We start from the raw sequence: 26114 nt of genomic DNA, 5'->3' as shown, positions 1-26114 counted from the left end.
TACCCCCGCCTTGTCGTCAGCTTAGTTCAGGATGCGCACTTTGCGAGTAACCGGATGTTTCCGTGTGAAACGGTTCCGTTTAATCAGCCTTGTACATATGCACGTCCCGTTGCGGGAAAGGAATGGAAATACCCTCGGCGTCGAACGCTTTTTTCACCCGCTCCTGCATATCCCAGTAGAACGGCCACAGATCGGCGCCCTTGGTCCAGGCGCGCACGGTCAGGTCTACCGAGCTCTCGCCGAGGGCACCAACAACAATCAGCGGCTCCGGGTCTTTCATGGCGCGCTCATCTTCTTCGATCAGGCGTTTGCAGATGGCCTTGGCCTTGTCGATATCATCTCCGTAACCGATGCCGAAGGTCATGTCGCAGCGGCGGGTTTCGTAGGCGCTCAGGTTGGTCAGGCTGGCGTTGGAAAGCTGGCCGTTGGGGATCACGATCCGGCGATTGTCGAAGGTGTCGACAATGGTGTAGAGGATGGTGATTTCCCGCACCGAGCCAAGAAAGCCCTGGGCATCAATGACGTCACCGACCTTGAAGGGCTTGAAGATCAGGATCAGCACGCCACCGGCAAAGTTGGCCAGGCTGCCCTGCAGGGCCAGACCCACAGCCAGGCCGGCGGCACCGATGATGGCGACAAATGAGGTGGTAGCGATGCCCACCATGGAGGCGACGGAGATCAGCAGCAGAATCTTGAGGATGGCACTGATCAGGCCACAGAGGAATTTGTTCAGGGTTGGGTCTTTTTTGCCAAGGCGGTTGTCCAGCACGTTGACGAACCGGTTTATCAGCCAGAGGCCGATAATCAGCGTGACAATAGCCAGCAGAACCTTTGGAGCATAAGCCATGATCAGAGCAATGGCCTGATCCGCCCATTCCGAGGCCTGTCCGTTAGCATTGAATAACTCTTCCATACGAAGCAGCTCCTTGATCGTTAGTATTTTCTGAGTGAGTTCTGATCGACAAATGACGTGGTTCAGCGGGATTTGTCTGAACCAACTATATAGCAGACAAAGCTGTAAACGGCATTACCGTCAACGGCCAGGATTACGTGCTGGCGTGGGATCTGGCCCACTCGGTGATCATGTCGGGCCCGCCCCTCACCAGTATCTCGCCCTGTTTCTGGGTAAGCTGGTAGTCGTACATGGGGTCGTAGTAGTCGGTCAGCAGGGCTTCAATCCAGCCGTGGTGTCCTTCCAGGGAGCCATTGGCTTCCTGCTGATCCAGAGCCTGTAGCATCAGATTGCGGAGTTTCTGATAACGCTCGCCGCCCAGGCGTTTGCGAATGCGGTCGATGGCGCTCAAGAGGTAGTCCCGGAAGTTCAGCCAGCCGGCGTCTTCACCGTCCCGGGCCCGGTAACTGGCCAGCATACCTTCAACGTAGTCGGCCCGGATGATGGCAATGCGCTCTTCCATAGCCTGTTCCAGAATCAGCAGGGGCGATTCCGACATCCTGGCCCGAAGGGTTTCCGGAAGGGCGCAGCGGCCGATCAGGCGGCTTTCGTCTTCAAGGTAGATTGGCCCTCCCACCTGGTGCCTGGCCTTGAGCATGGCCACCGCAAGGCGGTTCTCGAAGTCGATCTGGGAGGGTTGAGGGGTCACTTGCCGGCCGAAGCTGGAGCCCCGGTGATTGGCCAGGCCTTCCAGATCGACCGGGTTGGGCAGCTGCATCAGTACCCGGGTCTTGCCGGTGCCGGTGCGGCCACTGAGAATCCGGAACTGGCCCGATTCGATCTGTGCTTCCAGGCTGTCGATGAGGAAGCGACGCAGTGCCTTGTAGCCACCTATTACCAGCGGGTAGTCGATGCCGGAATCCTTGATCCACTGCTGGGTCAGGCGTGAGCGCAATCCGCCCCGGAAGCAGAACAGATAACCCTCCGGGTGGCGGGCCACAAAGCGCTTCCAGGCTTCAATCCGCTGGGCCTTGATGTCGCCGGAGACCAGCTGGTGCCCCAGTTCAATGGCTTTGTCCTGGCCTTTTTCTTTGTAACAGATACCCACCCGGTGCCGCTCTTCGTCGTTCATGAGCGGGCCGTTTTCTGCAGACGGGAAGCTACCTTTGGTAAATTCCACCGGCGCCCGGACGTCCATCAGCGGCACATCGTTCAGGAACAGGTTGAGGTAGTCGTCGGTATCGGGTCTGCTGGCCATATCAACGGATCACTGTGATTCAGGGTGAGGCGGCAGTATACCGAACCGGCGATATCCCGGCATCCCGGACAAGGGTACAATCCCACGTCCTTTCAGCACTGACGAGGGAAAATTATGAGCCCCGATGTTCTCAACCGGCATCTTCAGAAAACGCTGAGCCAAGGCCGGGTGGCGGTTTCGGCGCCTGCGGGCTGCCCGGATATCCAGCTGTATCTGTTTGACCCGGGGGTGCTGGATGGACCGTTGAGCCATGATGAAGCCCAGGCTGTGGTGGCCGAGCCGGCGTACTGGTCGTTCTGCTGGGCCAGCGGGCAGGTGCTGGCCCGGTGGATTCTGCAGCATCCGGACGTGGTGGCTGGCAAGACCGTGCTGGATTTTGGCTCCGGTTCAGGGGTCGTGGCTGTCGCCTCCGCACTGGCCGGTGCTGCCCGGTCCATAGCCTGCGACATCGACGCGGCAGCGCGGGATGCCGCGGCCGCCAATGCCCGCCTGAACAATGTGGAGATTGATCTGTGTGACGACTGGGCAAACCGGCCCGGGAGCGTCGATCTGATTACCGCTGCGGATGTTCTGTACGACCCTGAAAATCGCCCGTTACTGGCGGCCTTCGAAGCAGCCGCGCCCCAAGTGCTGCTGGCGGATTCGCGAGTGAAGGATCTTGGTCATTCCGGTTATGTGCAGCAGGCTGTGATCGAAGCCAGAACCTGGCCGGATCTGAATGAGTTTGAGGAATTCAACAAGGTGAGGATCTATCTGGCCGGCGGTGACTGAATTTTTCTGACCAGAAAAAACAAAGGGCAGCCATCAAGCTGCCCTTGAACAGGTACTGAACCGCCGTCCGGGGCAGTTCAGATTCGGAACAGGTTGGCGCCTCCGTGCGCGATGGGCAACTGCCGTGTTGCCATTCCTTGCTGCCGTTCCCTGGTGCCAGCATCCGAGCCGGCGATCCGATTCGTTATCCCTTAAGCGAAGCGTCCCTGTGTCCCTGCTTCTCCCCGCAGTCCGTGCCGGGGTGCATCCAGTGCGTCGTCCTTTCCCTGTCATCCTTGACGGTGTTCATATTACCAATGCCAGCTTTACAAACGTGTGAACTATGCACGCAGAACGCGTTGCCGAACTCGTCAAACATGGGAAAGTTGTTACAAATCATTCATGTAGACTTTGGTTTGTAACTGGAATTACAGACTGCGTACGAGATATCACAGGGAGTTCCTACAGGTATGTAGGAAATATCTCACAAAGATTCGGGCGATTTTCGCAAATCCGATTCTTGAGCCAGTCGCAACCCAGGCCAGGGTAGCAGGCCAAGGCCGATGCCAACGGCATCCGCTGTCAGATCCGCGAGGGAGAAATCCCGGTACGGCAGGTTGGCTTGCACCACCTCCAGTATCAGGCCGAAAGCCAGCAAGGCGGGGGCGTACCAGAGCACCGAAAGCCGCGGCCATGCCAGGCGGGTCAACAGGGTGAGCTCCAGAAAGGCAATCAGGTGATTGATCTTGTCATTGGGCGCCGCGGGGATGGGGTAGCTGTTGCTGGTGGTAGCCAGATAAAGGATCGCAGCAATGGAAACAAACAGTGCTGCCTGCCAGAGCCGTTGCATGGTCAGAATGGAAACAATAATGGAACGGATGCGGGGCATAGTGGAATCCAGGCGTCCTCGCGGGCTGTGGGAATGGTTTCGACATGATATGCTTTGCGCCCCGTTATTGTCATGGCAGCGGAGGAACACCAGTAATGCTCAAGGGTAACTTTTTTCGTGGACTGGGCTATCTGGGGGAAGGCTTCGGGCTGATTCGCCAGCCGGGCCTCCGGTTGTTTGTGGTCATTCCGCTGATCATCAACATTCTGCTTTTCGGTCTGCTGTTCTATTTTCTGGCCGAGCTGTTCACCGCCATGATCGCCGCGGCCATGGCCTGGTTGCCAGACTGGGCCTGGTTGCAGGCACTCGACTGGCTTTTCTGGCTGCTGTACGGCGTGGTGATTCTGCTGATGCTGGCCTATGGCTTTGTGATCGTGGCCAACCTGATCGGCTCTCCCTTCTACGGCTATCTGGCAGAACTCACCGAGAAACAGCTGACTGGCCAGGAAGTGTCTACGGACGATAGCTGGTCCGCCATTATCAAGGACATTCCCCGCGCGCTCTGGCGGGAGGTTCAGAAGATTGCCTATTACCTGCCCAGGGCCCTGGGCTTGTTCATTATTGGCCTGATTCCTGTGGTCAACCTGGTGGCCGCTGTGCTCTGGTTTTTGTTCAACAGCTGGATGATGGCGCTGCAGTATGTGGATTATCCGGCCGACAATCACAAGGTCAGCTTTCCGGCTCTTCGTAAACTGTTGGGCGATACCCGGCTGTCGGCTCTCGGTTTCGGCCTGCCGGTTGCCCTGGCGGCGATGGTGCCGGTGCTCAACCTGTTTGTGGTGCCAGCGGCGGTGTGTGGTGCAACGGCCTATTGGGTTCGGGAAAACGGTTCAAACACTCAGTAATCAGTCATCGGAGGTTTCTTGGAAACATCGGAATTTGTCATCGGCCAGCGTTGGGTCAGCCACAGCGATACTGCCCTGGGTCTGGGTATCGTAACGGACATCTCGGGGCGCAGAGTCACCCTGGGGTTCCCCGCTGCCGATGAAGAGCGCACCTATGCCATCGATAATGCGCCCCTGTCACGGATCGTGTATCAACAGGGCGAGGAAATAGAGACCTTTGACGGTGAGCGCTATACCGTGCGGGCAGTGGAAGAGCTCGATGGCGTTCTGGTGTACCACGCCGATGACGGTGAGAATATCCAGCCGATTTCCGAGGTTAAGCTGGCGGGCTCTGTGAACTTTTCCGCGCCCCATCAGCGCCTCTTTGCCGGCCAGTTTGACCGCAACGGTGCCTTCCGGCTACGCGTCGCCACCCTGCAGCACATGGACCGTCTGCGGGCGTCGCCGGCCCAGGGGCTGATTGGGGCACGCACCCAGCACCTGCCACACCAACTCTACATTGCCCACGAAGTAGCGCGTCGGCATGCCCCCCGGGTGTTGCTGGCCGATGAGGTAGGGTTGGGAAAAACCATTGAGGCAGGTCTGATTCTCCATTATCAGCTGCAGACCGGTCGAGCCCGCCGGGCGCTGATTGTGGTGCCCGATTCTCTGATCCACCAGTGGCTAGTGGAAATGCTTCGGCGTTTCAATCTGCGCTTTTCCATTATTGATCAGGCCCGGTACGACGACCTCAAGGCCGAAGAAGATGATGTCGACGCTCTGGTTAACCATATTTTTGGCGATGACGATGCGGTTAACCCTTTCGAGTCTGACCAGTTAGTGCTGTGTAGCCTCGACTTCCTGGTGCGCAGCGAGAAGGCCCGCAAAGATGCGGTGGCGGCGGGCTGGGATCTGATGGTGGTGGACGAAGCTCATCACCTGGCCTGGTCGCCGGAACAGTCCAGCCCGGAATACGATGTGGTTGAGCAGTTGTCCGGTGCCAGCCAGGGCCTGCTGCTGCTGACCGCAACACCGGAACAGATCGGCGTGGCGAGCCACTTTGCGCGCCTGCGCTTGCTCGACCCGGCCCGGTTCCACAATCTGGAGACCTTCCGGGAAGAAGAACAGCACTATGAAGTGATCAATCAGGTGGTTCGGCGCCTGCAGCAGGCGCCGGATACTATCTCAAAAGACGATCGGCAGGCCCTGGCCGGTTGGCTGGGAGATGAGCTGGACGAATTGCTGGCCCGGGATGATGCCCACCAGGCGGTGATCGATGCGTTGCTGGATCGTCACGGCACCGGGCGAGTGTTGTTCCGGAATACCCGGGCCGCCATTCAGGGCTTCCCGGAGCGACAGCCGTTACCGGAACCCCTGCCGTGCCCGGACCTGTATGAACACCATCAATACGGTGTCACCGGGCTGGCGCCTGAGCAGGCAGTGGATGAAGAAGACTGGCTGGCCCAGGATCCCCGGGTGAGCTGGCTGGAGAAGAAACTGGTCAGCCTGCGCCCGGCCAAGGTGGTTGTGATCTGTGCCAAAGCCAGCACGGCCATGGCACTTGAGCATTATCTGCAGTTACGGGCCGGTATTCGCAGTGCAGCCTTCCACGAACACCTTAGTCTGATTGAGCGCGACCGGGCCGCGGCTTATTTTGCCGATACAGAGCAGGGGGCACAGGCGCTGATCTGTTCGGAAATCGGCAGCGAGGGCCGCAACTTCCAGTTTGCCCACCATCTGGTGCTATTTGATCTGCCGGCCAATCCGGACCTGCTGGAACAGCGCATTGGTCGCCTGGACCGGATCGGCCAGACCGAAGCGATCCGTATTCACATCCCCTATCTTCAGGGAACCAGTCAGGAGGTTCAGTACCGCTGGTTCCAGGAAGGGCTGAATGCGTTTGCCGAGAGTTGCGCGGTGGGGGTTGCCGTTCAGGAACACGTTCATGACCAGTGGCAGCAGGCCCTGGGCGGTGACGAGAGCGAGCTGGAGCCTTTGTTGGCGGCCAGTGCAGCCGAGACGGCGCGCCTGAAAGACATGCTGCACAACGGTCGGGACGCGCTGATTGAACTGAATTCCTGTCGTGTTGATGAGGCTGAGGCGTTGATCGCCGGGATCGAGGAAGAGGAGAACGCCGCTGAAGTCCGGGACTACATGATTCAGGCTTTCGATATCCTCGGCGTTGACCTGGAAGACCATAGTGAGCACGCGGATATCCTGAAGCCTGGCGAGCAGTTCCAGGCCGGCCTGGTGGCGGAGCTTCCCGAAGACGGGCTGACCGTTACCTGGGATCGTCAGCAGGCGTTGCAGCGCGAAGATATGGCGTTCATGAGCTGGGAGCACCCAATGGTCACCGGCGTGATGGATTCGGTGAACAGCTCCGGGCTGGGCAAGGCTGCCCTGGCCAATCTTTCGGTCAAGGCCCTGCCACCGGGTACGCTGCTGCTGGAAGCCGTATTCGCGGTGCACTGTCCGGCGCCCGAATCCCTTCAGCTGACCCGATACCTGCCGGTTTCACCCCTGCGCCTGGTGGTGGATGTGAATGGCCGGGATCTGTCCAAGGCTCTGCCCCATGAACGGCTGAATGAGCTTTGCTCCAATATCCGTCGACGCACGGCCCAGGCCATCGTGCCGAAAATCCGGGCCGAGGTGGAAACCATGGTCGACCACGCCGAGACACTGGCGGAGCCGCATCTGTCTCCGCTCCGCGAACAGGCGCTGGCGAGGGTAGATGACAGCTTCATACCGGAGATTCGGCGTCTGGAAGCACTGCAGAAAGTGAACCCGGCCATCCGCAACGAAGAAATCGACTTCCTGCGCAGCCAGCTGGAGGCCGCTCGCAGTGCCGTAGAACATGCGTCTCTGGCCCTGGAAGGTATCCGGGTGATTGTCACATCGTAATGGTGCTAACCGACTGAGCGCCGGTCATTATCTGGCGAACAGACATCTGTTAGGGTAAGTTGAACGTAACGAAGTGTAGTCAAAGGGCTCCGGCACTGGCCGGAGACTCCAATCCATGGAAGACAGAGAGATCCTGAGATGACTTTGATTCTTTTTCTGGTGGCTCTGGCCGGCCTGTTGTACGTGATGCGCCGGGAATCCGGTGCCAAGCCCGCCATTGGCGTGATGGTCGTGGTGGGTGTGCTGTCCCTGTTTATGGCCTCTGGCTGGCTTGCCTTTGTACTGCTGGCTGGTGCGGCCATTACTGCTTTGGCGGGTCTGCCCCAGTTCCGGCAGAGCTGGCTCACCCCGCGGGTGTTTGCCATGTTCAAGAAGGTGGCGCCCAAGGTGTCTGACACTGAGAAAGTAGCCCTGGAAGCTGGCACCGTTGGCTGGGATGGCGAACTGTTTACCGGCCGCCCGGATTGGCACAACCTGCTGATTAACCGTCACACCGGTCTGAGTGAGGAAGAACAGGCCTTTGTCGACAACCAGTGCACCCAGGCCATTTCCATGTGTAACGCCTGGGATCTGGCGGTTGAGCGTGCCGATCTGCCCAAGGAGCTCTGGGATTTCCTGAAGAAAGAGAAGTTCTTCGGCATGATCATTCCGAAGGAATACGGTGGCCTCGGGTTTTCCGCCAAGGCCCAGACTGCAGTGCTGCAGAAGCTGGCCGCCAACGAAATGCTGATGGTCACCGTCGGGGTGCCCAACTCCCTCGGCCCGGGCGAGCTGCTGGTGAAGTACGGTACCCAGGAGCAGAAAGACTATTATCTGCCGAGACTGGCCGATGGCCGGGAAGTCCCCTGTTTTGGCCTGACCGGGCCTCGCGCCGGCTCTGATGCCACTTCGCTGCCAGACACCGGCATCGTCTGCAAGCAGGAAGTGGATGGTAAAGAAGTGGTGGGTATCCGCCTGAACTTTGAAAAGCGCTGGATTACGCTGGCGCCGGTGGCCACCGTGGTCGGGCTGGCCTTCCGGATGTTTGACCCCGACGGCCTGCTGGGCGAGACCAAAGATTATGGCATTACCTGTGCGCTGATTCCCCGGGATACCGAGGGCATGGAAATCGGCCGGCGCCATTGCCCGATTGGGTCCCCGTTCATGAACGGCCCGATCAAGGGCAAGGATGTGTTCATTCCGCTGGACTACATCATTGGTGGCCAGGAAATGGCCGGTCAGGGCTGGCGTATGCTGGTTGAATGCCTCTCGGTAGGTCGCTGTATCACCCTGCCGTCCGGTGCGGCCGGCGCCGCCGCCTATGCTGTGGGCACGGCCGGTGGCTTTACCCGAATCCGGCGTCAGTTCAATACGCCGGTGGCGGAAATGGAAGGGGTACAAGCCCCGCTGGCCCGCATTGCGGCTAAAACCTACATTGCTCAGGCGGCGGTCAATCACACCGCCAACATGATCGACCGGGGCGAGAAGCCGGCAGTACCTTCGGCCATCCTCAAGTATCACCTGACTGAGTTCCAGCGTGAAATTCTGACCGATGCCATGGATGTGCACGGCGGTAAAACGGTGACCCTTGGTCCCCGTAATTACCTGGGCATCGGCTACAGCGGTGCGGCGGTGTCTATCACCGTTGAGGGTGCCAATATCATGACCCGCAGCCTGATGATCTTCGGTCAGGGCGCCATCCGTTGTCATCCGTACGTGCTGAAAGAGCTTGCCGCGAAGGACAATGATGATATCAAGGCGTTTGATGAGGCCTTCTTTGGTCATGCCGGGTTGATCTTTGGTAATGCGGCCCGTGCCTTTACCCAGGCACTGGGGCTGGGCAAGGCTGATGTACCGTTCGACAGTGCCTCCCGCAAATATGCCCAGGCTCTGGCGCGGTTCAGCTCTGCCTTCGGCCTGTGTGCCGATGCGGCCATGACAACCCTGGGTGGTGAGCTGAAAATGCGTGAGCTGATTTCGGCACGCCTGGGTGACATGCTGGCGAATCTGTACCTGGCTTCCATGGTGCTGAAGAACTGGCACGAAACCCAGCCGGTGGACGGCGAGAAAGAGCTGATGCAGTACAGCCTGGCCTACCTGCTGCATCGCACCGAGCTGGCGCTGGACGAGTTCCTCCAGAACCTGCCGAACCGGCCGGTGGCGTTGGCGCTGCGGGCTATCACCCTGCCGCTGGGATGCCGTTGGGATGCGCCCCATGATGAATTGGCGCGCAAGCTGGCCCGTTCCATCACCACGGATACTCCGGTTCGCAACAAGCTGATGGCTGGTGCCTGGACCACCGACGGCGAAGGCACGGTGGAAAATCCGGTCGCCCGCTATAACGGTCTGCTGAAGGACTACGACAAGGCCGAGCAGCTATATCGTAAAGTCACCAAGGCTTACGCCAAGGGCGAACTGCCGATGACCGCACTGCACCCGGAAGAGCGTTTCGAGGCGGCCCTGGAGGCGGGCGTATTCAGCAAGGAGGAGGCCGACTTCATGCGGCAGTATGAAGAGGTGGTGCTGGAAATGCTCACCGTGGATGATTTCCCGTTTGACGAGTTTGCCCGTAACCGGGAAACCCTGATCGACCACAACCCGGCCTGAGGCGGCCGGGTAGCATGTGGTGGTCGGTTCTTGCAGTCAGCGTTGGCGCCGTCATTGGCGCCAACCTGCGCTGGGGTCTTGGGCTATGGCTCAATGCCAGTTATCACGCCGTTCCCTGGGGCACACTGGTTGCCAACCTTAGTGGTGGCTGGCTGATTGGCCTGTTGATGGCTTTTTTCAGCCAGAGCAGTGTGCTTTCGCCGGAATGGCGTCTGTTTGCGGTGACAGGTTTGTGTGGCGCCCTGACGACTTTCTCGACCTTCTCGCTGGAGATGTTCGCCGCGCTTCAGGAAGGCAAGTGGGGCATGGCCCTGGTCGGAATTCTGGCCCACGTGGTTGGCTCTATCCTGATGACAGCACTCGGGTTTCTGACCTTTTCCCTGGTGCGTGGGTAAGCCTGCGGGCCAGTCAGAATCTGTGGGTATCACTACCTACACAAATTATTGAAATTACGCTTGGCAAGCCCGAAATTCCAGAGTAGAGTGGGTTCGTAGGAAAGAATCAGTAAAGCAGTTCATGAATAAGACGTACCTCCGCAGTTAGTAGTGACCGTCCTGTTTTTGATCCCGCGAGTTCTGTTTTTCCGTTACACGCTGACCAGCACCCTATGAGTGTGTGGCAGCAGATAATATGATTGATTTCAGGAAGTTTAAGTATGTCTACTACTACCGGTACTGTTAAGTTCTTCAACGAAGCAAAAGGCTTTGGCTTTATCACTCGTGAAGGCGGCCCGGACGTATTCGTTCACTACAGCGCCATTCAGGGCTCTGGTTTCAAGACCCTGGCCGAGGGCCAGCAGGTCGAGTTCACCGTAACTCAGGGCCAGAAAGGTCCTCAGGCGGAGAACGTTGTTGCTCTGTAATCCCCTGAGGATTCAGCAATAACCCAAAAAAGGCAGCCGAGGCTGCCTTTTTTGTTGCCTGTTTATTCCCCGAAAATTTCCTCGTAAAAGCGCATGGTGCCCTGCCATGAGCGCCGCGCAGCCGCTTCATCATAGGCGATTGGCATGTCGAACTCTGCCGCCACCTTATCGGCATTGGGATTGGTAAAGGAATGCTTCACGCCAGGGAAGCTGACCAGCGTCAGATCCACTTCGGCATTCTGCATTTCCCGAACCAGCCCGGCCACCTGTTCCGAGGGAACCATGTCATCTGCGCCGCCTGTGTAAACCTGCACTCTTGCTTTCACCGTGCCAGCTTCGGCCTGCAGCGGGCTGCCCAAGGCACCGTGGTAGCTGACTACGCCATCCAGATCCACGCCCATGCGAGCCATGTTCAGGACCACGGCACCACCGAAGCAATAGCCCTGAGCGGCAATACGGTCCGGATCCACGCTGTCATGGTTCTGCAGAAGTTCCTTGGCTTTCAGGAAGCGGGCTTTGACCTGCTCCATATTGCGGGTCGCCTCCTGCATGAACTTCTGGGCGGTATCCGGATGGTCGGCCTGCTTGCCGGAGCCATACATATCCAGTGCGAAGGCGGTGTAGCCGGAGGCCGCCAGCTTTTCTGCCTGTTCCCGGGCAAAGTCGTTGTGGCCCCACCATTCGTGTACTACCAGCACGCCGGGGCGTTTCTGGTCGAACTCGTCGTCCCAGGCCAGGTAGCCGGTGAAGGTTTCGCCATCTACGGTGTATTCAATGGTTTCGGTCTGCATTTCGGCAAGCGCCTGTGTACTGGTCATAAAAAGAGAGAGGATTGCTGTTGGTACTGCGGTTCTGATACGGATCATCGCGTTTGGTACTCCTTGCCAGGGTTGGTGACACTTCCATGGTTACGTTGGCAGCCAGAAAACCGATGCAGGCCTGGAGGCATGCCATATTTTCAGAACTAAACGGTCTTATAGGCCAGATCTGATAAGTAAAGAGCATCAATGCCGGCTTTCCCGAATCTGATTCTTGACTATAGTTAAGAGCAGGAACGGTTTTAAGTCCGAAATGGTTCGGGCACCGTATCCACCCATACCAACAACAGCAATAAAGGGGGTGGTTTATGCTTCTGTCCCATGCGTTTGGTCTCTTCACCCACCCGGAAGATGAGTGGGTATCCATTAAGAAAGAACACGAACATCCAACTCGTCTTTATGTGGCGTACGTAGTCATTCTGGCGGCCATAGCGCCGATCTGTGCTTACATCTCGACGGCCCATTTTGGTTGGTCTATCGGTAACGAACGACTGATCAAACTCACCGAAATCAGCGCGCTCCAGATGAGTGTTCTGACTTACCTCGCCATGCTGGTTGGCGTCTTTGCCCTGGGTTATGCCATTAACTGGATGGCGAAAACCTATGGCGCCAAGGAAGAACACGTGCCCTCCAACGGCATTGCCCTGGCTGCCTATTCCTGCACTCCACTGTTCCTGGCCGGTTTCGCGCTGCTGTACCCGGTACCCTGGTTCAATGCGGTGGTGTTCCTGGCAGCGGCCTGTTATGGCGCCTGGTTGATGTACGACGGCTTGCCGATCGTCATGGGCATCGAGAAGGAGCGGGCGGTCATGTACGGAGGGGCTCTGCTCACGGTGGCACTGGTGATCCTGGTATCCACCCGAGTCGGTTCCGTCATTCTCTGGAACCTGGGGCTCGGGCCGGTGTTCGTCAGCGGCTAGCCAAAAACGTTGTTCACTCTGACAAAACGGGAGCTTCGGCTCCCGTTTTTTGTGACTGCCGTCTGCTTGCGATGCACCTGTCGGAATTTGCCACAGCCCTGTCGCAATCCGGCAACGCGTTCTTCATATCTCTGGTCTAGCTTTTCAGGCCAACCGGTTTTGGTTTCCGGGCACGATAAAAAGCATATGACGAACATGACAGGGGTGGACAATGGCTAGACTGACGAGACGGGATTTTCTGAAAGCATCGGCACTGGGTATGGGGGCGGTGGCGATTTCCAGCGGCCTGGCGGGGTGTGTGCTGGACAGCGACGACAAACGGCGGGTTGATTTTACCCATGGTGTGGCCAGTGGTGATCCGCTACAGGACAGCGTTATTCTCTGGACCCGGGCCGTGCCCGAGCGCGGCAGCAAGGTGAAAGTAGGTTGGGAAATCGCCACCGATGCGGAGTTTGCCTCGGTGGTGCGCTCAGGAACCGCCGAAACCACCGACGCCCATGATTTCACCATCAAGGTGGATGCCCAGGGGCTGATTCCGGGCCAGCGCTACTTCTACCGTTTCCGCTCTTCTGGTGCCACCTCTCCCGTAGGTGCCGCGTCTACCTTGCCGGAAGGGGCGGTAGAGCAGGTTCGACTGGCCGTGGTGTCCTGCTCGAACTACCCGGCCGGTTACTTCCACGTTTACCGGGAAGTGGCAAACCAGACGGACCTGGATGCTGTGGTTCACCTCGGTGACTATATCTATGAGTACAGCAGTGACCCGGACAGCTATGCCTCGGAAGACGCTCAGGAGTTGGGCCGTACCTTCCCGGAGAACAATAACCGGGAGTTGCTGACACTGGCCGATTACCGCCGCCGGTATGCCATTTACCGGGAGGATCCGGACCTGCAGCTGGCACATCAGCGGCTACCATTCATTGTGGTGTGGGACGATCATGAAGTGGCCAACGACACCTGGCGCAATGGTGCTGAAAATCACGATGACTCTGAAGGCGATTTTGAGCAACGCAAACTGGCTGCTCTGCAGGCCTTCTTCGAATGGATGCCGATCCGGCCGGTAATCGAAGGCAACGACGAGGCCATCTATCGCAGCTTCCGCTTTGGCGATCTGGTGGATCTGCATATGCTGGATACGCGCATTATCGGGCGCGATCAGCAACTGGATTACCTGAACTATCTTAGCGAAGCCGGCCTGAATGTGGATCAATTCACGGCCGATGTGACCGATCCAAACCGGACACTGCTGGGCGCTGAACAGCGCCTGTGGTTGCAGAACAAGCTGGCCACGTCGACCGGGCGATGGCAGGTGCTGGGACAGCAGGTGTTGATGGGGCGTATGGATCTGCCTGCTGAGTTGCTGCTGGCGATTGCCACTGAAACGTTTGACGATTTGCCGGCAACACTTCAAGAACTCGCGACATTAAAAGGAATGCAGCTGCAGGGTATGCCACTGACGGAAGAGCAGGAAGCCCGAATCGGCACAGCCGCACCCTACAATCTCGACGCCTGGGACGGCTATCAGGCAGAAAGAGAAGTCGTTCTGGGCATGGCGCGGCAACTCGACAAAAACCTGGTGGTGCTGGCCGGAGACACACATAACGCCTGGGCCAATAACCTGAAAGATATGAATGGCAACCAGGTGGGTGTGGAATTTGCCACCGCCTCAGTGTCTTCGCCCGGACTGGAGGACTATCTGGGACTGCCTGATGCCATGATTGCCGATGCGGAGCAGGGCATTGGCCTGCTGGTGGATGGTCTGGACTACCTGAACATCAATCAACGTGGTTATATGGTGGTTACCTTCACACAGGAAGAAGCCCGGGCCAACTGGTATTTCGTGGATACCGTCAAGAGCCGGGAATACACCGTTGATAACAGCCGGTCCGCGGCGCGGAAGAGCTTGCCGGGCGCCGGGAATCGAACGGTCGATCCGGTATAGCCAACCGGGCGCGGCTATACCGGCCATCGGTTTGATCTGGCGCATTGGCGGTATCGGCAGAATCCTGTGTAGTTAACCCAGGCCTTATGCAGGGAGCAGGGATATGTCAGAAGTCAGTACGTCGGGTTCAAAGGGTTCGGTGGCCAGGGGGGAGCAGTCTCAGGCCTGGCATGCCATAGCCGCAGAACAGGCGCGGGTGTTTCTGGATGCACCGGAGCCTTTGACCGACGAAAGCGCGCAGGCCAGGCTGGAGACCTTTGGTCCCAACCAGTTACCAGAGGGTAGGACGTCCGGCCCCCTGGCCCGTCTCGGGCGCCAGTTACGTAATTTCCTGATCTACGTACTGCTGACCGCAGCGGCCATCACCGGTGCCCTCGGGCACTGGGTGGATGCCGGGGTGATTCTGGCGGTAGTGATTATTCAGACCCTGGTCGGCTTTATCCAGGAGGGGCGGGCCGAGCAGGCCTTATCGGCTATCCGTCATATGCTGGCTCCCCGCGCCCGTATTGTCAGGGCCGGCGGCCAGCATCAGGTGGATGCGAGTGAGTTGGTGCCCGGGGATACCGTGCTATTGGAAGCCGGTGACCGTGTGCCCGCCGATATTCGCCTGGAAAAAACCAACAACCTCAAGATTGAGGAAGCCATACTGACCGGCGAATCCGAGGCGGTGGACAAGTCCCCCGACCCGGTGGAGGAGCAGTCGGCTCTCGGCGACCAGACAGGCATGGCGTTCTCCGGAACCATGGTGGCCACAGGCACAGCCCGGGGCGTTGTCGTGCGCACTGGTACGCATACCGAGATCGGCCGCATTTCCGGCCTGCTGGCGGATACCACAAGCCTGAAAACTCCCCTGCTTGAACAGATGGACCGGTTTGCGCGGGTGCTTTCGCTGATCGTTGTAGCCGCCGGCATTATCATCTTTTTTGGCGGACTGGCGTTCAGTGGTCTGGAATTCCGGGAGCTGTTCATGGCCGTGGTGGGCCTGACGGTGGCGGCCATTCCCGAAGGCTTGCCGGCCATTCTTACCATTACCCTCGCCATTGGGGTGCGCCAGATGGCCCGTCGCAAGGCGGTAGTTCGCCGGATGCCGGTGATCGAAACCCTGGGTGCGGTATCGGTCATCTGCTCGGACAAGACCGGCACACTCACCCGTAACGAAATGATGGTGACCACGGCCGTGACTGGCGGTGAGCGTTATGAGATTACCGGCGAAGGTTATGGTACCGACGGCAGGGTCTGCCGGGAGGGCCAGCCGGTCACTGGCGATGGGGTGCTGGCTGAGCTTGCCCGGGCAGCTGCGCTGTGTAATGACGCCAGCATCATTGGCAAAGACGGGCAGCCTTCTATCCATGGTGACCCCATGGAAGCCGCGCTGAAAGTGTTTGCCGGCAAGGCGGAATTTGATCACCTGAACAGTGCCACCGCCTGGCCGCGAGTGGATGAGGTTCCCTTCGATACCCGCATACGGTTCATGGCCACATTGCACCACGACCACCACGGCCACGGTATTGCCTATCTCAAAGGTGCTCCGGAACGGATCCTGGCTATGTGCGCGCACCAGGTGTCCCCGGATGGTGGAACCGAGTCGCTGAGCAAAGAGCACTGGGAACAGGTCATTACGGAGATGGCTTCCGAAGGTCTGAGAGTGCTGGCACTGGCGCGCAGGCCAATGGCGAAAGGCAGCCGGGAGCTGGTGGTGGAGGAGCTGGAACAGGGCGCGGAACTGCTGGGGGTGGTGGGTTTGCTGGACCCGCCCCGGCAGGAGGCTATCCGGGCTATCGAGGAGTGCCATGATGCCGGTATTCGGGTGAAGATGATCACCGGCGACCATGCCTTGACGGCCGGTGCCATTGCCCGAAAACTCGGGCTGCGCAATACCGACCGGGTACTGACCGGCAATGAGCTGGATGAGCTGGATGAAGACCAGCTCCGGGATCTGGCCGGCGAGGTGGATGTGTTTGCCCGCACCAGCCCCGAGCACAAACTTCGGTTAGTGAAAGCGCTGCAGGCACTGCACGGTGTGGTGGCCATGACCGGTGATGGGGTCAACGATGCACCGGCACTGAAGCGCGCTGATGTCGGTATTGCCATGGGCGTAAAGGGTTCGGAAGCGGCCCGGCAGGCGTCATCGGTGGTGCTGCTGGATGACAACTTTGCCAGCATTGCTGCGGCTGTCCGGGAAGGGCGCACGGTTTACACCAACCTGCGCAAAGGCATCGCCTTCATGCTTCCGATTAACGGCGGTGAATCCGTCAGCCTGATCACTGCCTTGTTACTGGGACTCACGCTGCCCATTTCCGCCTTGCAGATTCTGTGGGTGAATATGGTCAGCTCAGTGCTGCTGGCCATGACGCTGGCGTTTGAGCCGCCGGAGCCCGGCGTCATGCGACAACCGCCAAGACCCCGGGATGAATCCTTGCTGCAGGGTTTTGTGGTCTGGCGGGTAGCGTTTGTCTCCCTGCTGTTTCTGGTGGGTATCTTCGCGGCCTGGTTCTGGGTGATGCATCGCCATCAGGATCCGGTGCTGGCCAGCACATTAGCGGTCAACACCCTGGTGGCGATGGAGGTCTTTTATCTGTTTGCGGTGCGTTATCTTGATAGCGCCTCAATTACCCTGCGGGGGGTTCTCGGCACGCCCGTTGTGCTGGCAGCGATCGCGGCGGTCGTGGCGTTGCAGCTGTTGTTCACCTATCTGCCCTGGTTCCAGAGCACCTTTACCACCGCTGCTCTGAGCCTGGAGCAGCTGGCATTTTCCGTGGTGGCCGGTGTCGTGGTCCTGGTGGTGCTGGAGCTGGAAACCGCGATACGCAACCGGCTCAAGGCAGCCCGCGGGTAATCACTCCCGGATCCCCCCGGCCCTCCACAGCGGCCAGTTCGGCGCTGGAAAGCCATTCTCCGGGAGGTTTGTCCATCACCTCGGCGCAGGCCGCCAGGGCATGGCCCCATGAGCAGCGGTTGGCGAACAGCATGCCTGCTTCATTCAGCGTGCCGCCCCGGTTGATATAACCCAGCACCCGGGATTGTCCGGGTTGCGGGAACAGTGTGTGCAGGTGTCCGCGGAACACTTCCGGCCGCATATGGGTCAGGGCGACCCGCCGGTGCATGCGATGAGGGAAAAGGCGCTCACGCTCAAACTCGGTCAGGCAGGAGGCCGCTTCCATCGGATCCCGGGGTTGGCGGAAGCGCCCGGGTTCCTGCAGGTAGACCAGCCGGAACGGTGTGCCGGTCTCGCGCAAACGTTCGCAGGCCCGTATGGCCTCGGAAAGCTGATAGGCGCCGTTGGCAATCAGCAGCAGGGGCTCCTCGCCAGCCGAGGTATCCTCGTCCACCACCAGGGCGCCATGTCGGGCCAATGCTTCAGCTTCGCTGCCATTGAACACGCACGGGCGCTCCCGTTTCGGGATAACGAGGCAACTGATGCGGCCCCGCTCCCGGTAAACCGATGGCAGAATCGCCAGGGCGCTGTTGTAGTCAGCCGGGAAAATCACCCGGGAGACATCGCTCATTTCTCCCAGTAAAGCCTCACAGAAGCTGGTGTCCTGGTGGGATTGCTCGTTCTTGCCGTTTTCCCATGTGTGCGAGGTGGCAATCACTGGCAGTCCCAGCCATTGGGGTGGCCGGCCCACTTCTTTCTGATGTCGGGCGAAGATCAACTCCTGGCGGATAGCGCCGAGCATTTTCACGCAGAAGGCTTCGTAGCTGGCCACCAGATTCAATCCCGCTTTATTGGCCAGGCAGGCAGAGACGACCGCCTCTTCATTCAGTGCCGTAATGATCTTGCCGTGTACTGACTCGGCCTCGTTCTCCGGGTCGTTCACGCGGTGCTTGAGGCTGTCGAGCACGCCTTTGAGTCGATTGCTGGCGAGTTCGTCCGGGTTGCCGACCCGGGGCCGGAGTTCCGGGTTGTCCGCGACCAGAGCCTTGAAGAATTCATCAACGGCAGTCATGGGGGAACATTTGTTCTGAGCCCAGGGCAAAACCGGAATGGCAGGTTCCGAGGGGCGGCGAAGCGCCAGCGGGTGATCCCGCTCAAGTGGCCGGCCCTGTTGGCTGTGTTCATTCAGCTCAGATACCGCCAGGTTCAGCTCCTGCGGTTTTACCCATAGCGGCGTTGCATACTCATTGAACAGCTCCCGGGATCTGGCATCCATGCGTGGATTGCCCGGCAGAGGCAGATTGTGAGCTGCGTTTTCTCCGGCGCCATAGAAACCATAGCCTTTCACGGTCTCTGCGATACCGTAGGGTATGCGAACCGGGTAGCTGGTCTCACCTTGTTGCGCGGCGGCGCCATGGGCTGCAAGAGCCTGCTCCATGTCGTACATGGCGCAGACAAAGGCGGCGGGGTCACGGCCGTCGAATCGTACCGGATCAAAACCCCGGTGTTGCAGGTGCTGCTCAAACCGTTCCAGACCTTCACGGGTACCAAGCTCGGTTCGTTGTTCAATGCGCCGGCCATTGGCGATCATCACCGGCAGGACCAGGCCGCAGTCCTCGGCCCGCCACCATCGGGGTATCCAGTCACTGCCGCGCTGCTCTTCAGCGGCGCCATCGGAGAGAAAGGCTACCAGGGATTCCCCGGGCAGCGGCATATGGGCGTACTGCAACTCGGCAAACCCGAGATAGCCACCTTCGATAATGCCTCCGGCGGTGTGGGGGTTCACGTGGCTGCCCAGGGGCGCAGCCATGGTACCGTCCGGTTTCTGGCGATAGCTGTAGAAGTCGGAGGCCAGCCGCGACAAGCCCTCGGGTGCCAGGTAACGGGTGCGTTGCTCGGGATGCAGATTGCCGGTCAGCACGTTGAGGGCATCCACGGCGGCCACGCAATGCCCTTGCCCCATCAGCCAGCTGCGGGTTGTTCCGGTCAGATTGTTGAGGGCCAGATAGGCCGCGTAGGCGGGCACCATGTTCAGGGCGCCTCCGGTATGGCCTTCCGGTGAGGCCTTGAAATCCTGGGCAGCCAGGGGCGCACCGGCAATGTCCACCCGGTTGCAATAGGTCATATGTACCACCAGCCACAGGCCGGCGCTGGTGAGCCGGTCCAGGGCAATCAGCTTCCGGTAAACCGTGTCTTCATCCGGTTGGTGCCCGGCGCTGACCAGTTTGCTGGCCAGTTCCCGGACTCTGGCGGAGGTCTGTTCGGAGTGCCGGATAACGCCATAGCCCTGCTGCCAGCACTGGAAGGCTGAGCCTGGTGTTGCCTCGTTGGGCGCCGGAGCTTGTTCAATTGGCGATGACATGACGGCCTCCATGGCTGATGAGTGTGAAAGAAGTGTAAAACGGACCGCGGGCAGCCCCCTTGATGCAGGTCAGTCGTATCTGCATCTTTTAGCATGCACTGAGCTGGTGCTGTATCTCGGGGGGAGGGTAGGATTGGGTGATGTCGGCAGTTAACGGTTTCTGTGCTCCAGGCTGAACGGGCGGCCCCAGTAATAGCCCTGCCCATGCAAGCCCGGGAACTGGTGTAGCCAGAGGGCGATGGTTTCGTCTTCCACGCCCTCGACCACCACATCCAGATCCAGGGCTGTGCCCAGTTCCAGGGCCGCGCGCAGGATTTTCTGTCTCGACGGGTAATCCAGCACACCCTCCAGGAAACTCCGGTCGATTTTCAGCTCATCCAGCTCGAACTGTGCCAGGGCTCCGAGTGAGGAGTGGCCGGATCCGAAGTCATCCAGTGCAATCCGGAAGCCCATCGCGCTCAGGGTTCGGATGGTACTGCGGGCCGTGTCCGGATCGGTCATCATGGCGGTTTCAGTAATCTCCAGGCTGACATTGGCCGGTTCCAGCTTGTGCCGTCGAACGATGGCACCGGCTTCCTCGTGGAACAGGCTGTGGGCCAGATCCTTGGCGGAAATGTTCACAGCTACGGTGATATCGCGGCCATACTGTTCACGGAGCTGGTGACTGTCCCTGCAGGCACGGTCCAGCACCCAGAGTGTAACCGTGTGAATGATCCCCACTTCCTCGGCCAGGGGAATCCACTGGCTGGGCGATATCCTGCCGAATTCCGGGTGCTGCCAGCGAATCAGGGCTTCCAGTGAGCCAATCCGGCCATCGCGGATGTTGATCTTGGGCTGGTACTCCAGCCACATTTCGCCGGAACGCAGCGCTTGTTCCACATCCAGCATCAGCATTTGCTGGCGGTATTGCCATTCGGCAATGGCCGGATCATAAACCACCAGCGGCAGGCTTTCGTCCAGTGAAGCAAAGCCGGCACAGGCGAGTACGCCGGCCGGTTCCGCACCGTGTTCCGGGGCGTGGGCGACGCCAACCGAGGCGGCCCAGGAAAATGAAAAACGGCCTTCTCGGAAATTTTCGGATAACCAGCGGCTGATGGCCTGCAGGCGTTGTCTCTCCAGCGCCTCGTCGGGGTGGCGCAACAGGGCAAAGGCATGGTTGACGGTATCCAGGGTAGCCACGCTGTAACCGTTGATCATGACCAGTTGATCGCCCACCGTTTGCTTGAGATACCGGTTGAGTTGCCGGAGATACTGCTTCAGGAGCTCTTCTGCGGCACGGTAGCCCAGGGCCTGTTCCAGTTCATTGAACCGGGCCAGGCGGATCATGCACAGGGTGTAGGGCGTTTTATGGCAGTCCAGAGCGCCCAGGGTTTCCTCCAGCATGGGCCGATTGGGCTTGCCGGTTACCCTGTGGGTTTTCAGTAAACGGTCATAATCACGCTCGATGCTGGCCCGAAGTTTCTGTTCCTCCTGCACCCGTATGTCTGAGCTCATGCGTTTCTTGCGTTCTTCCAGCAGCAGTTTGCCCACACCACTGGTCAGGATCAGAGACCCGGTTGCGGCACCCAGGAAAAAGGCGGAGTCGGTCAGCGCATTTACGGGCAACCAGCCAACGGTACGAAGCGATGAGGTGACAGCCCCGATCACGATCGCCAGTACCGACAAGGCATAGTAGCGGGCCTAAACGTGGCTGTTCAGCTGGCGCAGGCTCAGGGCAAAGATGAACAACCCGCCGATGGCGCTGCTCATCAGGAAAGCGTGTTGTCCCAGGAACTGGAACCCCAGAGGTGCAGCCAGGAGGTGCGCTCCGGCAAGGAGGCTGAAGGCCCGGAGTATCCGGGCCTCAGTGCGGGCCAGCTGGAGAAAATGCGGGGTAAATTCGCAAAGCGCGATCAGACACAGGGGCAGACTGATGTTGAGCAGGGCGTTGAGCTCTGGCAGCGCCGGCCAGATCAGCCACAGCCCCAGGCCGTCCATCACCAGCTGACTGTAGATAACGCTGATCATCAGCACACTCAACCAGGCCAGTCCCGGTCGGCGAAGCTTGGCGACGATGCTGAGGTTGAGTAACAGGGCAAACACCAACAGGCCGGTGACAAACGATTTCCAGGCGGTGATGGCAGTGCCAGCACCGAGCGCCTCAGCGCTGTCTGACAGGGTGACCGGCAACAGCACCGGGCCGCGATTCTGCACTTCCATCAGCAGGGTGGTGGTGCCCGGTTGCAGCGTGACCGGCCAGACCCACTGCGGCAACGCCAGGTAGCGTTGATCGAAGGGATATCGATCGCCCATCGCAGGCAGGCGTTCAATCTGGCCGTCCGGGTGAATCAGGGCCGGCTGCAGGTGATCCAGGTAGGGTGCGGGCACCGTCACCTGGCTGGTCGCAGGTTCTGACGCCGGGTTCTCAAGTGTCAGCCGGAACGTGGCGGGCTTGTAGGGGTAGCCGATTCCGGAATAGCCGGTATCCGTGCGGCTCCAGGCTTGGGATTGCCAGAGTTTGTCTTGCAGTACTTTGCCCAGAGGGTGGATCAGATATTCGATCTGGCCAGTGATCCGGGGGCCGGTTGCGGAGCTGTCGGTTTGAACCGAAGGACTGACCGACAGGGTCGGCAGTTCCTGCCAGAAGGTGGTGGCAAGTCCGTACGTGATGGCCAGGAGAAGGATGACAAACGGAAATGACTGGTGCAGCCACGCCGGTAATCTGCCCGAGCGGGTTTCCCTGGAGAGAGTCTGGCCGAGCGACGGAGAGTCCATCCTGAACGCATCCTGAAACTGAAAAGCGGCACCGTTACACTCTGGTTACAATGATTAACGATATGTAACGAATTGATTTGACTAATATTTTACATGAATTTAAGGTTTTTTGCATTTGCTGTTTAAAACGCATGATTGAAAATGAGACCTGCGCCCGGCCCATGTGCGCTGATATAGTTCGCGCTATCGATCAATTCCCAGTTAAGGCCTGAGAGGCAGGTAGTTCACCATGCGTTACTCCGTATTTCTCACTGTTGTCGTCTTTCTCCTGGCGGTGTCCTGCCAGAGTGCTGCCAGTCCGGAGCGGGTTCCGAACCTGGCGTCGGTGCAGGCAGCTGTGGCGGAGGTTGGCCAGGAGGGCTTGCTGTTCGGGAAGCATGCCGATCGTCCGGTACCTGTGGCGTCGATCACCAAACTGATGACCGCACTTGTGGTGGTGGAATCCGGACAGGACATGGACGAGTGGCTGACCTTCGAGAAGCGTCATGTCGAGGCTGCTGCGAACGCCTGGAGCAGGATCCGGGTGGGCTCTCAGCTTCGGCGCCGCGACGTGCTGCGGATTGCCCTGATGTCATCCGAGAACTTTGCTGCCTACACTCTGGCACGTACTTATCCCGGCGGCTTTGACGGTTTTGTGGCCGAGATGAACGCCAAAGCCAAAGCCCTGGGGATGCTTCAGACCCGATTTGTTGACCCGACCGGTCTCTCTACCGGCAATGTGTCCACGGCAGCGGATCTGGTGATCCTGGCACGTGCTGCGCTCAAGCATCCCGAAATTCGTGAAGCCTCGACCACCGGCTACTACCGGGCCGAGTTCCGCAAACCCCGGTACAGCCTGTCGTTTGGCAATACCAATGCGTTGGTGCATCGGGACAGCTGGGGCGTGAGCCTGAGTAAAACCGGATACCTGACAGAGGCGGGGCGCTGTCTGGTGATGGTGTCGGAGATGAACGGAACGCCGGTGATCACGGTTTTGCTGGACTCTCTGGGTACCCGGTCTCCGATGGGGGATGCCGGCCGAATCAAGCGCTGGCTTGCCACGGGCCAGCCAGGGTCGGTGGCTCCGGCCGCGAAGCGTTATGCACAGGAAAAAAATGCAGCCCTGATGGCGGCAGAGGCGAAACAGTCTCGGACCACCACGGCGTCCTCACAATAAAGGAACAGTTCAGACCATGATTGAGATACTGACCACCGGTGGCACCATCGACAAGGTCTACTTTGATGCCAACAGCAAGTTTGAAATCGGGGACAGCCTGTTGCCGGAACTGTTGACGGAATCCAACATCCATGACGGCTATGAGGTTCGCCCCCTGATGCGCAAGGACAGCCTGGAACTGACCGATGCGGACCGTCAAACCATTCTGGCCGCAGTCAAGGCCTCGGCCAGCCAGCGTATCCTGATTACCCATGGCACCGATACCATGGCGCAGACCGCCGAGGTACTGAAATCGGTAGCCGATCGCACGATTGTGCTGACGGGCGCCATGCAACCTGCGCGCATGCGGCGCAGCGATGCTACCTTCAACGTTGGCTTTGCCTGGGCTGCGGTGTCGCTGTTACCGGCGGGGGTCTACATTGCCATGAATGGTGAGGTGTTTGAGGCAGGTTCGGTGCGGAAAAATCTGGAAGCCCAGAGGTTCGAGCGCGCTTAGGTGGGTGGTGGTCACTCGGTCACTGAGCGGATTTCCTGAGGTGTCAGAGCCCGGAATTCACCGGGCGCCAGATTATCGTCCAACTCGATACTGCCGATGCGAAAGCGGTGCAGAGCCTCAACACGATTGCCAACGGCGGCCAGCATTCGTTTAACCTGGTGGTAACGGCCCTCGCTGATGGTCAGGTCGATGACCTTGTCGCTGTGTACACGGACCTCGGCGGGCCTGGTCGCCGTGGTTTCACCGTTTAGCATGACGCCTTTTTCAAGCGCCCGGCGGGCCTCGTCCGGGATAGCCTCGGCCAGCCAGACCCGATAGCTTTTGCGGCATTCCCGCCGGGGTGATGTGACCGCATGGGACCATTGGCCATCACTGGTCAGCAACAGCAGGCCAGTGGTGTCCTTGTCCAGACGCCCTGCCATATGAACCCGACTGGCCAGATTACCGGGCAGCAGGTCGAGAGCGGTTGGCTGACTGCTGTCAGTGGTGGCACTGAGCACCCCGGCGGGTTTATGCATCATCAGGTAGATATCGCCAGGTAAGGTAACCGGCGTACCGTCAAGATGAACAGATTGTTCGGCCTCCACCCGGCGGTTGGCTTGCCGACAAGTTTCTCCGTTCACCTTCACACGCCCCGCCGACACCACCTTTTTTGCCTCCTTGCGGGAAAGTTCTGTAGCGTTCGCCAGATACTGGTCCAGCCGCATCAGCAAGAGCTCCCCTGGTTGGGAACGGATAGGGTCGCCAGGCACAGTACCGGCACCTGGCCGGTCATTCGATCCCACAACAGGGGCAGTGCGGCCCGGTTAAGCGCCGGGCGGGGCAGACGATCGCTGGCCAGCGGCTGCAGTCCGTCTTCGGCGGTTTCAGCCAGGATGAAGGTGAAAGGGTGAGCGCCGGGTATGCCCAGCCGGATATCCGTTGCGGTTATCTGGGTGCCGTTCTGCTGGTAGTCGAGAAAACCACCGGTAAACCATTCCAGTCGCCGGGCTTCCGGCAGCTCGGCGACAAGGCGGGCAAGCTCTGGTTGCCGAGGGAAGCGCTCCAGCACCAGCTCACCGCTGGCATCAAGAAAGCCGGTCACCACTTCGATTCTTTGCTCTGCACTGACCGCCGTGGCACGCCACAGTACAGTGTTGAATGGCATCGGTTGAACCATCAGGGCTGCCTGCTCCATACCGGCGTTCGCCAGCGCTGGTCGCACCCGCTCGGTGATGATCTGTTGTGCAACCAGGGTCCAGCCGAGATAAAGGCTGGAAATAAGCAATCCGGCGGCAACGGTTCTCGACGCTGGCGGTCGATACAGAAAGGCCAGGCATCCTGCCAGCAGTGGCAAGGTATAGAGCGGATCAATGATAAAGATACTGTTGATCGCCACGGGCGGGCCAATGGGCCAGAACAGCTGGGTGCCGTAGGTGGTAAAGGCATCCAGCAACGGGTGCGTGATCAGGATCAGGCCAACCAGTGCCAGCCATCGCTGATAGGAAATGAGCGGTTTCCAGCGCCACAGGCCCCAGGCGATAAGCAGAGACAGTGGTGCCAGAATAAACAGAGAGTGGCTGAACCCCCGGTGCTGGGTAAAGTTGGCAACGGCTGTGCCATAGTCGATGACCACATCCAGGTCGGGTAATGTGCCGAGCAACGCACCGGTAAGAAGGGCCGATCGCCCCAGGGTTTTGCCGGCAACCGCGCCCGCAATGGAAGCGCCAAGGGCGGCCTGTGTGATGGAGTCCATAATGTCCCGATTCGTGGTAACTGGGTGATACCAGTATTATGCGCGGATTCGGGATTCAGATCACGGGAGGTAGGAATCGCCGGCAGCACAGGGTACT

General features: G+C 59.3%; 20 protein-coding genes. 11 read left to right on the top strand and 9 right to left on the bottom strand.

Going from position 1 to position 26114, the window contains the following annotated elements; genetic code table 11:
- Positions 1–79: 79 nt before the first annotated feature.
- Complete coding sequence (locus tag OZ656_RS18790) at positions 80–913, bottom strand: mechanosensitive ion channel family protein (protein ID WP_379944785.1); 834 nt, start codon at positions 911–913, stop codon at positions 80–82.
- A 133-nt stretch (positions 914–1046) separates the two neighbouring features.
- The gene (mnmH, locus tag OZ656_RS18785; RefSeq protein ID WP_278351014.1) at positions 1047–2150 is read right to left on the bottom strand and encodes a tRNA 2-selenouridine(34) synthase MnmH; all 1104 of its coding nucleotides are present in this window, start codon (positions 2148–2150) and stop codon (positions 1047–1049) included.
- A gap of 114 nt (positions 2151–2264) precedes the next feature.
- On the opposite strand from mnmH, the gene OZ656_RS18780 reads away from it, so the two are divergent.
- The gene (locus OZ656_RS18780) at positions 2265–2921 is read left to right on the top strand and encodes a 50S ribosomal protein L11 methyltransferase (protein ID WP_199452883.1); all 657 of its coding nucleotides are present in this window, start codon (positions 2265–2267) and stop codon (positions 2919–2921) included.
- 463 nt (positions 2922–3384) lie between these two features.
- Here the strand turns inward: OZ656_RS18780 and OZ656_RS18775 are convergent, their stop codons facing one another.
- Entirely contained in the window at positions 3385–3789 is a 405-nt protein-coding gene (locus OZ656_RS18775; RefSeq protein ID WP_199452884.1) for a VanZ family protein, read from the bottom strand.
- A gap of 95 nt (positions 3790–3884) precedes the next feature.
- Between OZ656_RS18775 and cysZ the strand changes: the two genes are divergently transcribed.
- The 5 genes from cysZ (at position 3885) to OZ656_RS18750 (ending at position 10962) form a co-directional block, all read left to right on the top strand.
- On the top strand, positions 3885–4634 hold the full coding sequence (cysZ, locus tag OZ656_RS18770; RefSeq protein WP_011787023.1) for a sulfate transporter CysZ: 750 nt from the start codon (positions 3885–3887) through the stop codon (positions 4632–4634).
- A gap of 18 nt (positions 4635–4652) precedes the next feature.
- On the top strand, positions 4653–7514 hold the full coding sequence (gene rapA, locus OZ656_RS18765; RefSeq protein WP_199452886.1) for an RNA polymerase-associated protein RapA: 2862 nt from the start codon (positions 4653–4655) through the stop codon (positions 7512–7514).
- A 138-nt stretch (positions 7515–7652) separates the two neighbouring features.
- Positions 7653–10100: an acyl-CoA dehydrogenase gene (locus OZ656_RS18760; RefSeq protein ID WP_199452888.1), complete on the top strand. Its 2448-nt coding sequence runs from the start codon at positions 7653–7655 to the stop codon at positions 10098–10100.
- Between the two features lie 14 nt (positions 10101–10114).
- The gene (crcB, locus tag OZ656_RS18755) at positions 10115–10495 is read left to right on the top strand and encodes a fluoride efflux transporter CrcB (RefSeq protein ID WP_114433684.1); all 381 of its coding nucleotides are present in this window, start codon (positions 10115–10117) and stop codon (positions 10493–10495) included.
- A 260-nt stretch (positions 10496–10755) separates the two neighbouring features.
- Positions 10756–10962: a cold-shock protein gene (locus OZ656_RS18750; protein WP_008172950.1), complete on the top strand. Its 207-nt coding sequence runs from the start codon at positions 10756–10758 to the stop codon at positions 10960–10962.
- A gap of 62 nt (positions 10963–11024) precedes the next feature.
- Here the strand turns inward: OZ656_RS18750 and OZ656_RS18745 are convergent, their stop codons facing one another.
- Positions 11025–11828 carry a dienelactone hydrolase family protein gene (locus OZ656_RS18745; protein ID WP_199452890.1) on the bottom strand — a complete coding sequence of 268 codons (804 nt, stop codon included), beginning with the start codon at positions 11826–11828 and terminating at the stop codon, positions 11025–11027.
- A gap of 260 nt (positions 11829–12088) precedes the next feature.
- On the opposite strand from OZ656_RS18745, the gene OZ656_RS18740 reads away from it, so the two are divergent.
- From OZ656_RS18740 to OZ656_RS18730, 3 genes are all read left to right on the top strand, one after another.
- Positions 12089–12700 (top strand): Yip1 family protein, encoded by a 612-nt coding sequence (locus OZ656_RS18740; RefSeq protein WP_199452892.1) that lies wholly within the window; start codon positions 12089–12091, stop codon positions 12698–12700.
- A gap of 211 nt (positions 12701–12911) precedes the next feature.
- Entirely contained in the window at positions 12912–14639 is a 1728-nt protein-coding gene (locus OZ656_RS18735; RefSeq protein WP_199452894.1) for an alkaline phosphatase, read from the top strand.
- Between the two features lie 103 nt (positions 14640–14742).
- A complete protein-coding gene (locus OZ656_RS18730; protein WP_199452896.1) occupies positions 14743–17475 on the top strand; it encodes an HAD-IC family P-type ATPase in 2733 nt (910 codons plus the stop codon).
- Here the strand turns inward: OZ656_RS18730 and OZ656_RS18725 are convergent.
- The 3 genes from OZ656_RS18725 to OZ656_RS18715 all read right to left on the bottom strand — a co-directional run bounded on the left by OZ656_RS18725 (position 17456) and on the right by OZ656_RS18715 (position 22630).
- A complete protein-coding gene (locus tag OZ656_RS18725; protein ID WP_286714425.1) occupies positions 17456–19876 on the bottom strand; it encodes a xylulose 5-phosphate 3-epimerase in 2421 nt (806 codons plus the stop codon). The two genes, OZ656_RS18730 and OZ656_RS18725, sit on opposite strands and share 20 nt — an antisense overlap.
- A 150-nt stretch (positions 19877–20026) precedes the next feature.
- Positions 20027–21541, bottom strand: coding sequence for a putative bifunctional diguanylate cyclase/phosphodiesterase (locus tag OZ656_RS18720; RefSeq protein ID WP_379944784.1), 1515 nt, complete (start codon positions 21539–21541; stop codon positions 20027–20029).
- A gap of 15 nt (positions 21542–21556) precedes the next feature.
- Positions 21557–22630, bottom strand: coding sequence for a 7TM diverse intracellular signaling domain-containing protein (locus OZ656_RS18715; RefSeq protein ID WP_379944783.1), 1074 nt, complete (start codon positions 22628–22630; stop codon positions 21557–21559).
- A gap of 229 nt (positions 22631–22859) precedes the next feature.
- Between OZ656_RS18715 and pbpG the strand changes: the two genes are divergently transcribed.
- Positions 22860–23786 (top strand): D-alanyl-D-alanine endopeptidase, encoded by a 927-nt coding sequence (gene pbpG, locus OZ656_RS18710; RefSeq protein WP_379944782.1) that lies wholly within the window; start codon positions 22860–22862, stop codon positions 23784–23786.
- A gap of 16 nt (positions 23787–23802) precedes the next feature.
- Complete coding sequence (locus OZ656_RS18705; protein WP_199452904.1) at positions 23803–24282, top strand: asparaginase domain-containing protein; 480 nt, start codon at positions 23803–23805, stop codon at positions 24280–24282.
- Positions 24283–24293: 11 nt separating this feature from the next.
- Here the strand turns inward: OZ656_RS18705 and OZ656_RS18700 are convergent, their stop codons facing one another.
- Together OZ656_RS18700 and OZ656_RS18695 are read right to left on the bottom strand one after the other, a co-directional pair.
- Positions 24294–24989 (bottom strand): pseudouridine synthase, encoded by a 696-nt coding sequence (locus tag OZ656_RS18700; protein WP_199452906.1) that lies wholly within the window; start codon positions 24987–24989, stop codon positions 24294–24296.
- Positions 24989–26017 carry a metal-dependent hydrolase gene (locus OZ656_RS18695; protein WP_199452908.1) on the bottom strand — a complete coding sequence of 343 codons (1029 nt, stop codon included), beginning with the start codon at positions 26015–26017 and terminating at the stop codon, positions 24989–24991. The genes OZ656_RS18700 and OZ656_RS18695 overlap by 1 nt, the downstream gene beginning before the upstream one ends.
- Positions 26018–26114 lie beyond the last annotated feature (97 nt).

The sequence above is a fragment of the Marinobacter sp. LM1 genome, from assembly GCF_042763285.1.
Taxonomy (GTDB): Bacteria; Pseudomonadota; Gammaproteobacteria; order Pseudomonadales; family Oleiphilaceae; genus Marinobacter; species Marinobacter nauticus.
The sequence above is the reverse complement of the archived record's forward strand: the minus strand, read 5'-3'. Positions and strand labels throughout refer to the sequence as shown.

Bases quoted from the DNA above. Each gene is read 5' to 3' on its own strand.
- cysZ (WP_011787023.1), top strand. From the start codon at position 3,885: ATGCTCAAGGGTAACTTTTTTCGTGGACTGGGCTATCTGGGGGAAGGC.
- OZ656_RS18775 (WP_199452884.1), bottom strand. From the start codon at position 3,789: ATGCCCCGCATCCGTTCCATTATTGTTTCCATTCTGACCATGCAACGG.
- OZ656_RS18695 (WP_199452908.1), bottom strand. From the start codon at position 26,017: ATGGACTCCATCACACAGGCCGCCCTTGGCGCTTCCATTGCGGGCGCG.
- OZ656_RS18740 (WP_199452892.1), top strand. From the start codon at position 12,089: ATGCTTCTGTCCCATGCGTTTGGTCTCTTCACCCACCCGGAAGATGAG.
- OZ656_RS18700 (WP_199452906.1), bottom strand. From the start codon at position 24,989: ATGCGGCTGGACCAGTATCTGGCGAACGCTACAGAACTTTCCCGCAAG.
- OZ656_RS18730 (WP_199452896.1), top strand. From the start codon at position 14,743: ATGTCAGAAGTCAGTACGTCGGGTTCAAAGGGTTCGGTGGCCAGGGGG.
- OZ656_RS18790 (WP_379944785.1), bottom strand. From the start codon at position 913: ATGGAAGAGTTATTCAATGCTAACGGACAGGCCTCGGAATGGGCGGAT.
- mnmH (WP_278351014.1), bottom strand. From the start codon at position 2,150: ATGGCCAGCAGACCCGATACCGACGACTACCTCAACCTGTTCCTGAAC.
- OZ656_RS18750 (WP_008172950.1), top strand. From the start codon at position 10,756: ATGTCTACTACTACCGGTACTGTTAAGTTCTTCAACGAAGCAAAAGGC.
- OZ656_RS18705 (WP_199452904.1), top strand. From the start codon at position 23,803: ATGATTGAGATACTGACCACCGGTGGCACCATCGACAAGGTCTACTTT.
- OZ656_RS18715 (WP_379944783.1), bottom strand. From the start codon at position 22,630: ATGGACTCTCCGTCGCTCGGCCAGACTCTCTCCAGGGAAACCCGCTCG.
- OZ656_RS18780 (WP_199452883.1), top strand. From the start codon at position 2,265: ATGAGCCCCGATGTTCTCAACCGGCATCTTCAGAAAACGCTGAGCCAA.
- OZ656_RS18735 (WP_199452894.1), top strand. From the start codon at position 12,912: ATGGCTAGACTGACGAGACGGGATTTTCTGAAAGCATCGGCACTGGGT.
- pbpG (WP_379944782.1), top strand. From the start codon at position 22,860: ATGCGTTACTCCGTATTTCTCACTGTTGTCGTCTTTCTCCTGGCGGTG.
- OZ656_RS18745 (WP_199452890.1), bottom strand. From the start codon at position 11,828: ATGATCCGTATCAGAACCGCAGTACCAACAGCAATCCTCTCTCTTTTT.
- OZ656_RS18725 (WP_286714425.1), bottom strand. From the start codon at position 19,876: ATGTCATCGCCAATTGAACAAGCTCCGGCGCCCAACGAGGCAACACCA.
- OZ656_RS18760 (WP_199452888.1), top strand. From the start codon at position 7,653: ATGACTTTGATTCTTTTTCTGGTGGCTCTGGCCGGCCTGTTGTACGTG.
- crcB (WP_114433684.1), top strand. From the start codon at position 10,115: ATGTGGTGGTCGGTTCTTGCAGTCAGCGTTGGCGCCGTCATTGGCGCC.